Genomic DNA, 15,048 nt, shown 5'->3' with positions numbered 1-15,048 from the left:
GCGAGTTCGAGTCTCGTTTCCCGCTCCAAATTTAAAAAGCCGCGATTTATCGCGGCTTTTTTATTGTCCGAAGAAAAGTTAATCCAGATCATCGTCGAGCGGAATGCTCAGCGACGAAAGGCTTTTAACTCCAAAAGAGCCGAGTAGCCGGCTTAAAAAATAGCCGGCCCGCCCTCGACAACCTTAACTCACACCAAAACCCGCTCAATACCGCCTTTGCTGACCCGATCCAAATACCCGGTCATCCAGTTATCACCCAATACATGTTTGGCAATTTCCACAACGATGTAATCGACTTCCATTTGCTCGACTTCATCCTCAAAGCGCTGCAAACCTTGCATGCACGACGGACAGGAGGTCAGCATCTTCACCGCGCCGTCGTAACCGTCAGCACGCAACTTCGCCGTATCTTTCTGTAATTCTTCGGCCTTGCGAAAACGAATCTGCGTGGAAATATCCGGCCGCGCCACCGCCAAGGTACCTGACTCGCCGCAACAGCGCTCGGATTTGGCGACCGGCGCGCCGATCAACTGATTGACCACCTTCATTGGGTCTTGTTGCTTGAATGGACTGTGGCATGGATCATGATACAGATAACGCGCACCATTCACCCCTTCCAGCCTGACGCCTTTTTCCAACAGGTATTCGTGAATATCGATCAAGCGACAACCCGGAAATATTTTCTCGAATTCGTAATCCTGCAATTGGTCCTGGCAAGTACCACAGCTAACTACTACCGTTTTGATATCCAGATAATTCAGCGTATTCGCCACGCGATGAAACAATACGCGATTATCGGTAGTGATTTTCTGCGCCTTGTCGAACTGTCCGCCAGCGCGCTGCGGGTAGCCACAACACAAATAACCGGGTGGCAGCACAGTTTGCACGCCAATCTCATATAACATCGCCTGCGTGGCCAAACCGACTTGCGAGAACAAGCGCTCGGAACCGCAGCCAGGGAAATAAAACACCGCTTCGGAATCGGTCCGGGTTTTAGCGTGATCGCGAATGATTGGCACGATTTGCCCATCTTCGATATCCAGCAACGCCCGCGCCGTTTTCGTGGGCAAGTCACCTGGCATTTTTCGATTCATAAAATGAATCACCTGCTCGCGGACCGGCGGTTTGCCGACCGTAGCCGGCGGCTGCGCGATCTGCGCTTTGCTCCACGGTTTCAACAGCGTATTGCCGATGCGTTGCGCCTTGTAAGTCCAATCGATCATTGCTGTGCGCATCGCCTTGACCGTGTTCGGGCTGGAGGCGGTCAAAAACGCAATGGCCATGGTTTTGGCCGGATTAAAACTTTGCTTGCCCATCTTGCGCAGCAGATTGCGCATATTCATCGACACATCGCCGAAATCGATGTCCACCGGACAAGGATTGAAGCACTTGTGGCAAACCGTGCAATGGTCGGCGACGTCCTCGAACTCTTTCCAATGGGTAATCGAAATCCCGCGCCGGGTTTGTTCTTCGTACAAAAATGCTTCGATTAACAACGAAGTCGCCAAAATTTTGTTACGCGGCGAATACAACAAATTGGCCGGCGGCACGTGCGTCGAGCAGACCGGCTTGCACTTGCCGCAACGCAGACAATCCTTCACCGAATCGGAAATCGCACCGATGTCGCTTTGCTGCATGATCAGCGATTCAAAGCCCATCAAACTGAACGAGGTGGTGTAAGCCGAACGCAAATCGGCGCCCGGCATCAGCTTGCCACGATTGAAACGGCCTTCCGGGTCGATACGATTTTTATAGGCGTGAAAATCCGCTAATTCGTCTTCCGTCAAAAACTCGTACTTGGTGATGCCGATACCGTGCTCGCCGGAAATCGCCCCGCCCAGCGAACGCGCCAGGGCCATGATCCGCGCCACGGCGGCATTGGCTTCTTGCAGCATTTCGTAATGATCGGAGTTAACCGGCAGATTGGTATGCACGTTGCCGTCGCCGGCGTGCATGTGTAGAGCCACGAATACGCGACCGCGCAGGACCTCTTTATGCAAAGCCTCGATCCGCTCGACGATGGGCCGGAAATTATCGCCCTCGAAAATTTCCCGCAAGCGTGGTAGTAACTCCTGCTTCCAGGACACCCGTAGCGAGTAATCCTGTAAGCGATGAAACAGAATCGGCTCGGCGGCGCGATTGCTTAATTCGCCGACCTGGATGCCTTGTGACTCGAAGGCTTTTTCGGCTTCGGCCAGCGGCAAATCCAGGTTGTCGAAAATCCACTGCCAGCGCTCTTTTACTGCGCCAACTGCATCCAAAGCCAAGGCCCTGCGCTCATCCAGCAATTCGGACTTATTCACACCTTCTTCATAGGCCCGTAACGGCAGATCGCCGCTCAGCAATTCGGTTAAGGCTTTGCACAAGCGCAATTTATTATTCAACGACAACTCGATATTGATGCGCTCGATGCCGTCGCAATAATCGCCCATGCGCGGCAGCGGGATTACCACGTCTTCGTTGATTTTAAAGGCGTTGGTATGCCGGGCAATCGCCGCCGTGCGACCGCGATCCAGCCAGAATTTTTTACGGGTTTCCGGATTGACTGCGATAAAGCCCTCCGCACCACGCGCGTTGCATAGGCGCACCACTTCCGACGCCGCCATGGCCACTTGGTTTTCATCGTCGCCGACGATGTCGCCGATCAGCACCATCTTCGGCCGACCGTGGCGTTTGGCTTTGGTGGCGTAACCCACCGCTTTGACATAGCGTTCGTCCAGATGCTCCAGACCGGCCAACATCACCCGATTGACGCCTTCTTTCGGCAAATCGGCCAGATAGTCGCGAATTTCGACTATCGACGGCACGGCTTCCCGCACCTGGCCGAAAAACTCCAGGCAAAACGTGCGACTAACCGGCGGCATTTCGTGCAAAATCCAGCGCGCGGAGGTAATGATACCGTCGCATCCTTCTTTCTGAATCCCCGGCAAACCGCCGAGAAACTTGTCGGTGACATCCTTACCTAGCCCGGTCTTGCGGAAAAAGCTGCCGGAAATTTCCAGCGTTTCTTCACCAAGCAATTGTTTGCCGCTAGCGTCGAAACGTTTCAGCAGAAAACCGGCTTTGTCTTGCTCGTGGATCTTGCCCAGATTGTGATTCAAGCGCTCGACTTCCAACCAATTGCCGTCGGGCGTCACCATCCGCCAGGAGGCCAGATTGTCCAACGCAGTTCCCCAGAGTACGGCTTTCTTACCGCCGGCGTTCATCGCGATATTGCCGCCGATGCAAGACGCATCCGCGGAAGTCGGATCGCAGGCGAACACCAAACCGGCCTGTTCGGCGGTTTCCATTACTCGTCTGGTGACTACGCCGGCACCGGTATGGATCGTCGCATATGAGCTATCCACACCAGGCAATAGCGTATGCCGTTCAACTGATCCCATTGCCAACAGCTTTTCGGTATTGATCACTGCGGAATAAGCATTGAGAGGCACCGCACCGCCGGTGTAGCCCGTGCCGCCGCCACGGGGGATGATAGTCAGGCCAAGCTCGATGCAGCCGCGCACCAAATGTCCGACTTCGTCTTCAGAGGTCGGATACAGCACCACAAACGGATACTCAACGCGCCAGTCGGTGGCGTCGGTAACGTGACTGACGCGGGCAAAGCCGTCAAAACTGATATTGTCCTTGCGGGTGTATTGCGAAAGCAAGGTCCGCACGCTGCGACGCAGCTGCGCGGTGCGTTCGAAATGCGCTTCGAATTCATTCACCGCTTGATGCGCGGCGGCGATCAGTTGCGCCACGCGCTCGGCCCGCTCGGCGTGTTGGTTTTCCAACTCGATTTGCCGACCTTCCATCTGCCCTAGACGATGCCGCAAGGCTTGCAGCAAGGCGCGCCGCCTTTTACTGTTGTCGAGCAAATCGTCTTCGAGATACGGATTGCGTTGTACCGCCCAAATGTCGCCCAACACTTCGTACAACATCCGCGCCGAACGCCCGGTAATCCGTTCGTCGCGTAGCGAATCAAGCACCCACCACATGTCTTCGCCAAGCAGGCGAATCACGATTTCGCGATCAGAAAACGAGGTGTAGTTATAAGGAATTTCCCGCAGTCGCGCGGGCGTTGCATCATCGGATACAGGGAATAATTGGGAAGCCACTGGTAATCGGCAATCTAAAAGTCATGGTGCCCCGGATTTTAGCATGTCATTTGCGCCAACCCGCTTAAATATCCGCCCTTTCCAGGAGCTACCGGCTATCAAAAAACCACATACCCGCTTATTCGCCATATAGTTGGCGCAGCAAAATTTTTGCTTATTTCAAAACAATATTCGCACTTCCCGGCTTGTAGTCCAAAGCCAGCCGACAAGCCGACAACACGCCGAAAGTTATGTCGATTATTTTTACAAAAATAATGCATCGAACAATCCGATAATTTACAACTTATTGAAAAATAAAAGATGGCCTAATACTTGCTTTTTTAAGTTGCTTTCCCCTAACTTAGAGACATTACCCCGCAATTAGGATTCGTCCAACTAAAACACTTTGCTAGGTAATTAAGGTAAAAACGTCCTGACTTAATCTGGGGTTAACTTACATAAATCACTTTCTGGAGATCACATGAGAAAAATCCGCAAACTCACTTTAGCTGCGTCAATGGCGGCCACGTTCGCACTAAGCGCATTTGCATCTAGCTCGGCTAATGCCGGCGCCATCCAACTTGGTTTTATTCTCGATGAATCGGGCAGCATCGGCTCGTCTAACTGGAATATCATCAGAGCTGGATTATCAAACGCCGTCAATAACTTGATTCCGTTGAACAGCAACTATGAAATTTCCGTCGTGACATTTAGCAGTAGCGCGACCGCAGACATTCAAAACTTTCTCGTCACAGACGCAGCCAGCCGCACAACACTGGCAAACAGTATCGCCGGCCTATCTTATGCTGGTGGCGGCACAAACTTTACAGCAGCATTCGATACCATGCGTACCACTCTGGCAGCGTCCACGTTATCTGTCGATTTTTCTTACGTAAATTTTGCAACCGATGGCGTGACAAGCAACGAAGCAACCGCAATAACCGCGCGCAATAATTTGATTGCTGCCGGCGTGGATAACATCAGTATCGAAGGTATTGGCAGCGGGGTAGACACTGCCTATCTGCAAAACAGCATTTGCTATCCAGGCCCTTGCGATACCTCCTCGCCTTACAACTTCCCAACTCAAGGCTTCTACATTGGCGTTGCTAACGCGACCGCTTACGCAGCAGCGATAGAAAACAAAATTCGCACCGTAACTCAGGGCGGCACTGTACCTGAGCCAGAAAGCTTGGCCTTGATTGGCTTGGGCGCTCTCGGCATGGGAATGTCTCGCCGTCGTAAAGCAGCATAATCAACTGTGCTTTTACCCTGCTAAACTCGATCTCAGCTCGGGTTTAGCAGGTTTAACCGCGACAGTTGCCGTACTCCTCCGTTCAAACTTCCAAACAGGCAAAAGCCAAGAATTCCCAATCAGCTCAAGCTTCTTGCAAAAATATCTGACGCTACTCCAAACAAACAAGCCCCCTATCTCCGAGTCGCAACTCTTTGAAAATTCCTAAGCTAAGTTTGCAAAACCCAATCATCGGGATTTCGTGAGCCGGCCAAGTATTTTCTCAATCAATTGAACCTGAGCTTATCTCGCAAACTCTGCAAGCCCTTGTGCACAGGATTAACTTCCAAGCCTTCCTGCACTTTTTTCAAAGCCTCCGAGCGGTCGTTCTTTTCGTAAAACTCCCACGCCTGCTGTTCCAGCGTATCGGCGATTTTATTGATACCGTCCACAGCCGCTTTATTATATGGATCGATTTTCAAAACCTCCTGGTAGGCCCAGAACGCGTTGCTACCGGTCGGCGCAGTGAGATAGCCGACATCGAAATGAATATCCGCCAACTCCAGCAAATCTCTGATTTTCTGATTTTGCTCCGGGCTTAATTCCACAGCAACCTTCACAACCTCGGTATTGGTATTTTTTTCGCTTAAGGTCCAATAGACGTTCAAGCCAATCAAACAGGCAATAAACAATGCTGTCGACCATAAGCCGTAATATACCGAGGTATGCGGACCTATGGCCGTTAAAAACTCATCAATATTGGCGCTGCGATCTTCCTGCCTAAAGGCCAAAGCTTTTTGCAATCCTTTCCATTGCCGCCGCTTAAGCTGAGCGATGGGCTTAGGCTGCAAATTGACTTCCATGGCTTTTTCCGCAGACAAACGGCCAAACGGATGCTTGCCGCTTAGCAATTCGTAAGTGATACAGGCCAAGGCATAAATATCGTCGCGCGGGTCGGGATCGCTATTTTGCAGTTGTTCCAGACTGGCATAGGCCGGGGTCATGGCGCCCAGCGACCGGGCATTAAATATCGTCGCGTCGTGACCATCTTTTTCACTACGACCGATGGCGCAGGCGATCCCGAAATCCAGGACTCTGATTTCGCCGTCGTCGCCGATAAATACATTGCCCGGTTTAAAGTCGGAGTGAACGATATTTTTTTTATGCGCATGCGCCAATGCTTCTGCCATCGCACTGATGATAGGCCAGGCTTTTTTGAAGGGTAATCCGCTGTCGACATGCTCGCGGATCAAATGACTGAGCGGTCTACCCTGTAGGTATTCCATCGACATAAACACGTGCGTGCCGTCGCGATCAAAGTCGTAGACTTTGATGATATTGGGGTGAGACAGGGTTTGCGCGCGTTTGGTCTCGCGCTGTAAAGCTACCAAGGCCATCGGATTGAATTGAAAATCCTGGTTCAGCACCTTTAAAGCCACGAACGGCTCTTTATCCGACGCCTCCACTTTGCGCAAATCGGTGGCTTTAAACACCATCCCCATACCGCCCACCCCGAGCAACTCTTCGAGTACAAAACGGCTTTTCAAGGTACTGCCTACTGTCAGCTCGGCGCGCGGCTGCGAGGGGTCCAAGCCTTGCAATAAGGATTCGGTCGTCAGCGTAGGTGTTTGCGTAGCAGGTGAAACAGGCAGTATCGTCGCCGATTTAGCCGGCGCGGAAACTACACTGGTCTCATCGTCTTGAACGGATACCCGCGAGGGCGCAATTTTGGTTTGATCGCCGGCAATCCGCGTTTCGTCTTGCATGGCCGATTGCAAACCGCGATAAACATCCGCGCCAATTTTTCCGCTCCGATATTCGTTTTCCAAGAATTGGCGGGCTGCATCTAAAACCTGTTCTGGTTCCAAGCTCAAAGCGGCCGCCACGGCCAACAAATCTTCATAGGCTATTTGAGCCTGCTGAAAGGCTTTCAATGCGAGCTCGAATCTGGACATGGCAAACAACAGTCAGGGAAAGTGTAAGGATTTTAGCCGAAGAGCTTGTTCGTGTCGCTGCAATTGCCCTTTACGGTCTAAAAACCAAAATCGGTCTTGATGAATCGCGCCCAAGCCCGGCAAAATCACTCCGCTACTACATGTGCTCATTCGTGGGACTAACGTGTCATAAGAAATTTACCTGCCACAACAGAATATGAACAAGCTTTATCGGACTATACCGACTCTCCAGGCAAAATTTAATTGCTATTGAAAACATTGACATGCATCTATAATAAGTCGCAGAAACTATTTCGGATAAATGCTCATGAAATCACTGTTTTTTTTTGAACCCCTCTGTTCTAAAACCGCCTTTGCACGATTGAGCAAACGCCAATCCCTAACGGCAAGCTCATTAGCCGCGTTGCTGCTGGCTTCGCCACTCGCCATGGGTTTGGAATTCGCGAGCGGGACATTCAATCTTACCGGCTCAGGCGCGGGTTCAGTCGGCTATCTGCCCTTTTCGCTAACGCAAACTACTTTGGTTGATATTGCCACCAGCGGCCCTACAACGGACCCTTATATTTACCTGCTGAACGGCACCGGCAATTTTACCAGCCTCTCCGTGCTTACTGCGGACGACGACGGCTGTAGCCAAATAGACTGCGGTGCGGCAGGCGCCTCTCCGGATTATAACTCGCTGATTAACGACTACCCCTTAAGCCCCGGAAGTTACACGGTGGCAGTAGCAAACTTTCCATTTTCGTCAACCGATGCTATCGCCGGATCCAATATAAACAGCAACACGGGCAATGTGTTATTGATAGTGGGCGACTCAGGGCTGATCATTCCCGGCACCGGCACCGGCTCGGGCAGTGCGAGATTGATTAGCTATGCCGGCAGCGGCGGGGCGGTAATTTCGCAATCGCAAATTATCGAATCCACCTCCAACGCCAGCGCGACCTCGCTGGCAATCAACAGCTTGTGCGCCTCCCCCACCAGCTCCGCTGTCATTAGCGACTGCGCCAGAATCGCCGGCCTAAGCGCGGCCGCCAAAGCCGACGTTATCGATCAAATCACTCCGGAAGAGATCAATACGATTGCCGCCACCACGGTTGCCACCTCGCGCGCCAATTTCAGCAGCGTTATGGACCGCATCGCCACCTTACGAGCCGGCAATGCTGGCGGCATCAATCTGGGCGGCACCAAAATCGGTGGCGCCAGCGGAGATGAACTGCCGGAAATATTCCAACGTCTCGGCATCTACGGCAATATCGACGGCAGTTTCGGTAGCCGGAACCGCTCCGCCAACGAACAGGGTTACAGTTTCGACAATCAAGGGGTAACGGTTGGTGCGGATTATGCGGTCACCGACAATTTTTTTGTGGGTCTGGCATTTAATAACGCTCACAACAAAGCCGATTTCAGTAACCGCGCCGGTCAGCTTTACACGGCGGCTTATACCGGCTCGCTATACAGCACTATCAATATTCAGGATTTTTATATCGACGCTTTAGCCAGCGTTGGCGGCATCGATTACGAATCCGAGCGGGCAATGAGTTTTTTCAACACCTCGGCAAAAGGCAGCACCTCAGGCATGCAGTATGCCTCCAGCTTGGGCGCGGGTTATAACTATCACATAGACCAGGTGGTGGTCGGGCCGTATATCGGTTTCGACTACGCCAAAACCGAAGTGGACGGCTACCGCGAATCCGGCGGTGCCAGTTTCGGCACCAGCTACGGCAAACAAAACATAGAATCCATGCTGACGAAAGCCGGCGCCAGGGCTTCTTATGCCTGGAGCTTGCCCTGGGGCGTAATCGTGCCGCAAGTCAATGCCGAATGGGTACATGAATCCAGCTATAACGCCCAAGTCAGCGTCGTACGCTTCGTGCAAAACAATGCCGGCTTTAACATCCGCTCCGATAATCCGGACCGCGATTTCATGCAACTAGGATTTAACGTGGCCGGTCAATTTGCCGATGGCATGTCCGCTTTCGTGGCCTACAACACCATCATTGATCGGGAAAACGTTTCAAACCACGCCTTTTCCAGCGGTTTGCGGCTGTCGTTTTAAACCCGCCGGGCAAACGAATACACTGGGTCGATTGCCAATCGACCGCACGCCCTGTCCACGCTGCATGTCACGCATGCAACGTGGAATCTTCCAAATAGCATTAACTTCATGCCTGTCACGCGGCTACATTTGCTGATTAAACTGAGTCTGCTGCTTTTCCTGGCAGCTTGCAGCACCCCAGCGGTGCGTCTGCATGATCAAGCCATGACATTCGGCTTCCAGGCCCTAGAAACTGAAGCCGCCGGATTCAAACTAACTTCTTTTAGCCATTTGCCGCTATCAGCCGGTAAACGCCTGCATGTTTACCTCGAAGGAGACGGCCGGCCCTGGGAGCGGGGACTATTTCCGGCTGCCGACCCTACAACCCGCACATCGACCGTTCTTACGCTTATGGCTGCCGATCCTACACCAACCCTTTACTTGGGCCGTCCTTGCTACAATGGCCATGCCGGCGATCCCGGCTGCTCGCAAATCATCTGGACCGGGGCCCGCTACGGCGAACGCGTGGTAGCAGCCATGACTCAAGCTTTAATAGATTTCTGCATACAGCGTGGATTCCGGGAAGTGGTATTGATTGGTCATAGCGGCGGCGGCACACTGGCGCTACTGATAGCCGAACGCTTGCCGCAAACCGTCGCAGTGGTAACACTGGCAGCGAATTACGACATCGATATCTGGGCCGACCATCACGGCTATCAGCGTTTGAACGACTCTCTAAACCCGGCCAAGCGCGCCATCAAAACCGGCATCGCGGAATGGCATCTGCTAGGTCAGCGCGATAACAACATTCCGCCGGAATTGTTCCAACAAGCCCTAAGGCAACGCCCCAACAGCAAGGTCGAAATCGTCGATGCCGATCACGGCCATGGCTGGCAAGCAATTTGGCCACTGATTTTAAAACGCCTGGAGCACCTGCCCTAGTCATTTGCGGGCTAGCGGATTTCTGCTATGGTTGCCGGATAAAACCATTCATTCGAAGGCGGCACACCATGGCTACACAAAGAGTATTGAACCGTACACTCGCGTTGGCAATTAGCGGCATAATAATGTCCGCCTGCGCCCGAGACGTCAGCCAGGAAGAAATGGCCAAGGCCACCGAAGGCTATATCGTGGCCGACACCAGTAAACTGTTTGTTGTCGATTGCCTGCTGCCCGGACAGGTACGCAAACTCGGCTCGCAGATGACCTATCTCAGTGCCCGCCGGCCGATTCGTACTACTGCCGCCGATTGCGAAGTCCGCGGCGGCGAATATGTTGCGTATGATCGCGCCAACTACGCCAGCGCCTTAAATATCTGGCTGCCCAAGGCCCAGGAAGGCGATGCCGCCGCCCAGTTGTATGTCGGCGAGATTTTCGAAAAAGGCCTGGGCACGCCAGCCGACTACAAAGCCGCCGCCCAGTGGTACGAAAAAGCCGCCAACCAAGGTAACTCTCAAGCGCAGTTGAACCTGGGTCATCTTTACGAAAAAGGTCTGGGCGTTACTGAAGACAAGGAAGCCGCGTTACGTTGGTATCGCAAATCGGCAGGCCTGGAAGACGCCGGCATCCAGTTTGCACCCGCCGTGAATGCTCAAGCCATCGCCAACAGCGAAGAATTAGCAACGCTACGCAGTGAAGTGGCGGAATCCCGCCGCGAAGCTGAGCAGCTGCGCGAGCAACTGCAAAGCACTCGTCAGCAAACCCTGGATCAACAGGAAAATCTGCGTAAGGCTCAAGACGAGTTGGAAGCCTTGCGTAACAAACTACAGCAACAAAAATCCGTTACGCCCAGCGGCTCCAGCGATATTGAATCGCTGGAAAAACAATTACGCGAAAAAGAAAGCCAATTAAAAGACCAACAGGCCAAATTGGGTAGTTTGACACAGTCGCTCAGCCAGGAAAGGCAGCGCATGAAACGCGAGTTGGAAGCGGCACGCCAGCAAAGCCCCAGTGCTAAAGCCGTTGAAAGCAAAACTAACGATATCGAAAATAAGCTCAGCGAAAAAATCGAAACCTATCAAAAACAATCCGCGGAACTGACCGGCTGGCTAACATCATCGGACAAGCTGGACCGAAATCAAATAGACCTGCGCAAGCAGGCCTTGCAACAGCAAGCCAAAGAAATTGCCGCACTGAAAGAAAAACTACAACAACAAAGCTCAAATCTGGTGGCCAGCGGCAACGGCCCCAACATCGAATTGCTGGAACCCGCCGTCACCGTCACCCGGGGTATACCCAGCATCCAGTTTGGCTTGGGCGAAAGCAGCAAACGTATTGTCGGCAAAATCGACGCAGCCACCGGCCTGAGCCGCTTGCTGTTGAACGACAAGGCAGTGAAAGTCGACGCTAATGGCCGCTTCGAAACCGACGTCAGCTTAAAAGGCGAAGAAACCTTGGTGCGCATCGTCGCTACCGACAAACGCAACCAGAGCAGTGACTTGAGCCTGCGCCTGCTGGCTTCCGGTAACGCAGCAGAGGCAGTATTTCCGAGCAGCAACGGCAGCGAATTGAAACGCTCCGGCGATATTCAATTCGGCAAATTCTATGCAATCATCATCGGCAACAACGAATACGGTGCGTATCCGTCCCTGAAAACCCCCATCGCCGACGCCAAAAGCCTGGAACTGTTGTTACGGGAACGCTACGGCTTCAAAACCAAATTGCTGATCAACGCCAACCGTCACGCCATCATGTCGGCGTTCAACGAACTGAATCAAAAACTCACCGAACAAGATAATTTACTGGTCTATTACGCCGGCCACGGCGAGATCGACAAGAAAAGTCAGACCGCCTATTGGCTGCCAGTCGATTCGGAAACCGGTAATAGTGCCAATTGGATCTCCAGCCAAAGCATCACCGAATTTTTGAGCATCATGCCGGCCAAACACATTATGGTGGTGGCCGATTCCTGCTATTCCGGCGCATTGACCGGTTCGGCGGTAGCAAAATTGCCGGAAGGCATGGACGACGCCAAGCGTGAACGCTGGTTAAAAGCGATGAACAGCCGCAAAGCCCGCACCGTGCTGACTTCCGGCGGCGTGAAACCGGTCATGGACCAAGGCGGCGGCGATCATTCGGTGTTTGCCAATGCATTTTTGAAAGTATTACGCGGCAACAAACGCATCATCGAGGATTACGATATTTTCCGCGATGTCGCCAATCAAGTAAGAGCCTCGGCGGCGCGCGGCGGTTTCGAACAAATACCGCAATACGCCCCCTTGCAGCACGCCGGCCACGAAGGCAGCCCGTTCTTTTTCGTACCGGAAGTTTAAGCAGATTAGCTATCCGACTGAAAACAGCCACCAGCTCCGATGCGGTGTCGAGTTCCCATTTCCATAGGGCGGAGTCCGAAGAGAACAAGCTCTTTGGAAAGAGGCGAAGTGTCGTTGATCGACCCCAAGCTGCCAATGAAGACTAATTTGGAAAGACAAGAAAAGGCAAATAAACTGCCATTCAAAATTTAGGCGAATAGTAAAGCTCGTGCTTCGATCATGGATTACTTCGGTTGGGATAACCACAAACGGCACTATTCGAGTTTGAACCGAAAAACGCCTCATAAGACATATACCGACTTGTTGCCAATGATTAAAAAGGCAGCCTAACCAACGGCAGGGATTTCACTTTTAAATCCGAATTTTCTGTTCAAACAGATGGGGCCACTTCTGTTCTTCTCATGAACCTTCAACTAAATTTAATACATATTACACATGACTATTGGTGGCAAGAATGACTAGCAACGTGGACATACTTATCGTTGACGACGATAAGGTGGTTCAGAAAATAGTTAAGAGGTCCCTAGAAAGTGAAGGTATTAAGGTAAGAAGCGCCCTCAACGGCGAAGATGGCTTAGCCGAAGCCTATAAGGCTACCCCTGACATTATCCTTCTCGATGTCGAAATGCCTGGATTGAGCGGGTATGAAGTTTGCCACCAGTTGCGAGAAAACCCTAGAACATCTGATGTGCCGGTGGTTTTTATATCATCACACAGCTCGCTCAGGGAAAGAATGCAAGGATACGAAGCCGGAGCAGATGATTACTTAGTCAAGCCTTTTGATCCAGAGCATCTGATGGCAAAGATCCGAGTGCTCATCAAATATCTGGAGCAGAAGGCGTCGCTGGAGAAGCAGTATAAGCTAGCAGAGAAAGCTGCTCTTATTGCAATGGCTGGAACCAGTGAGTTGGGTGTAGCCATGGACTTCATGACGAAGATATTTTCTTACAATAACTATGAAACCCTTGCCCAAGGATTTTTTCTTGCAACCGGCAAATTCGGATTGAATTGCTGCCTGTTAATCTTGGATGAGGGAGAGTCACACTGGTTTGCAACCGATGGCAATATCAGTCCGCTTGAGAAAGAAATGATTGAAATGGCGGAAAAAGAGACCCGCATTATCGATTTTGGTTCGCGCACAATAGTGAACTACCCTGGCATAAGTCTGTTGGTTAGAAATATGCCTATTGACGATATGGAGCGTTATGGTCGTACAAAGGATATTTTGCCTGTCTTCCTTCAAGGCATGGAGGCAAAAATCCATGCTGTACAAACAGAGCTAGCTCTCATGCAGCAAAGTGAAGATCTGCTGCGTTCCTTTGGAAGGATAAGAACCGACCTCTATTACTTGGCTAAAACCTTGATGACGAATCAGGAAGACAGCGCGAAGGTCATGCACCAGATGATTCGTGATTTGAATCTCGACTTATTGAGAATGGCACTAGACGACGATCAAGAGAAGTATCTTCTTAATCGAATTGAGTCGGCAATTGAAGAAGCAGCTAAGCGCATTGATGCCAGCCCTTTTATTGCTAATTCCCTATCCAATGTTTTCCTCAATCTCAAGACTGTTACAAGAAAGCAACAAATACTCGTTGAAACTTTCATTGCGAGACATACTTCGGGTCCTGCTGAAGAAGTAGTAATGGAAGATGACAATATTGAATTATTTTAGCAAGGGAAGAAAGGCCATGATTGATAGTGCAATGTTAACCTGAAACCTCGCCTATCTGCAGACCAGAGCATGCCAAATAGAGCCTGACGGGATTGTAATCGGTTTCACTACGCATCTTTGTGCAACTTTCCCTTATCGTTGAGCGACTGCTATGAGACCATCACCTTCCATTGATTTAAAAAGCGTGATGGTCAGCTTTTGGCCGATAGCCGCGCAAATACACACCCAAAACCTGCCAGCAATCCATTGCTCATTCGTATTCAACTCCAGGGCGATTGGTAGTGCCCGGCATGATTTTCTTCGGGTGAATATGGATTTCCCCTTCATTCGGGCCTTGAAGCCTCTCGCTAATCGTATTGAGCTATTCACGAAAGCCTCGTTCGCTCTGACTCAAACCAAAACGCGTTACCGCATGACTCAATAAGCTGGCGGGCGATACAGAAAGCTTTGCGACGATAGTAAATCACCTTGTGCGCAAGCTTAATCCCGTTGCGCGCAAGGCGTTTTGCCGGAACGGCGAACCAATTTGCCTTGCCCGCAAAGCTTTTAGGTTTAATCGCCAGGCTCGGCAGGCTTGCGCGCAAGGTAAAAAAGCTTGCGACGATAGCAAAATACCTCGTGCACGAACTGAATCAGGTTGCGCGCTAGGCATTTTGCCGGACGGACGAATCAATTTGCCTTGCCCGCAAAGCTTTTAGGTTTAATCGCCAGGCTCGGCAGGCTTGCGCGCAAGGTAAAAAAGCTTGCGACGATAGCAAAATACCTCGTGCACGAGCTAAAACGGGTTGCGCACAAGTTTAA

The 15,048-nt window shown here is 51.6% G+C and carries 7 protein-coding genes; 5 read left to right on the top strand and 2 right to left on the bottom strand.

Annotated elements, in window-relative coordinates:
* Positions 1–188: 188 nt before the first annotated feature.
* Positions 189–4,100 carry a DUF3683 domain-containing protein gene (locus NP589_RS19910; RefSeq protein ID WP_256608535.1) on the bottom strand — a complete coding sequence of 1,304 codons (3,912 nt, stop codon included), beginning with the start codon at positions 4,098–4,100 and terminating at the stop codon, positions 189–191.
* Positions 4,101–4,560: 460 nt separating this feature from the next.
* Here NP589_RS19910 and NP589_RS19905 point away from each other — a divergent pair, with 460 nt between their 5' ends.
* Positions 4,561–5,331 carry a VWA domain-containing protein gene (locus NP589_RS19905; protein ID WP_256608534.1) on the top strand — a complete coding sequence of 257 codons (771 nt, stop codon included), beginning with the start codon at positions 4,561–4,563 and terminating at the stop codon, positions 5,329–5,331.
* A gap of 266 nt (positions 5,332–5,597) precedes the next feature.
* On the opposite strand, the gene NP589_RS19900 is transcribed toward NP589_RS19905, so the two are convergent.
* Complete coding sequence (locus NP589_RS19900; RefSeq protein ID WP_256608533.1) at positions 5,598–7,265, bottom strand: serine/threonine-protein kinase; 1,668 nt, start codon at positions 7,263–7,265, stop codon at positions 5,598–5,600.
* 307 nt (positions 7,266–7,572) lie between these two features.
* Here NP589_RS19900 and NP589_RS19895 point away from each other — a divergent pair, with 307 nt between their 5' ends.
* The 4 genes from NP589_RS19895 to NP589_RS19880 all read left to right on the top strand — a co-directional run bounded on the left by NP589_RS19895 (position 7,573) and on the right by NP589_RS19880 (position 14,247).
* A complete protein-coding gene (locus NP589_RS19895) occupies positions 7,573–9,321 on the top strand; it encodes a DVUA0089 family protein (RefSeq protein WP_256608532.1) in 1,749 nt (582 codons plus the stop codon).
* A 108-nt stretch (positions 9,322–9,429) separates the two neighbouring features.
* Positions 9,430–10,242 carry an alpha/beta fold hydrolase gene (locus NP589_RS19890; RefSeq protein ID WP_256608531.1) on the top strand — a complete coding sequence of 271 codons (813 nt, stop codon included), beginning with the start codon at positions 9,430–9,432 and terminating at the stop codon, positions 10,240–10,242.
* 68 nt (positions 10,243–10,310) lie between these two features.
* Positions 10,311–12,572 carry a caspase family protein gene (locus tag NP589_RS19885; protein ID WP_256608530.1) on the top strand — a complete coding sequence of 754 codons (2,262 nt, stop codon included), beginning with the start codon at positions 10,311–10,313 and terminating at the stop codon, positions 12,570–12,572.
* A gap of 454 nt (positions 12,573–13,026) precedes the next feature.
* Complete coding sequence (locus NP589_RS19880; RefSeq protein WP_256608529.1) at positions 13,027–14,247, top strand: response regulator; 1,221 nt, start codon at positions 13,027–13,029, stop codon at positions 14,245–14,247.
* Positions 14,248–15,048 lie beyond the last annotated feature (801 nt).

The organism is Methylomonas rosea (genome assembly GCF_024505055.1).
Taxonomy (GTDB): Bacteria; Pseudomonadota; Gammaproteobacteria; order Methylococcales; family Methylomonadaceae; genus Methylomonas; species Methylomonas rosea.
The sequence above is the reverse complement of the archived record's forward strand: the minus strand, read 5'-3'. Positions and strand labels throughout refer to the sequence as shown.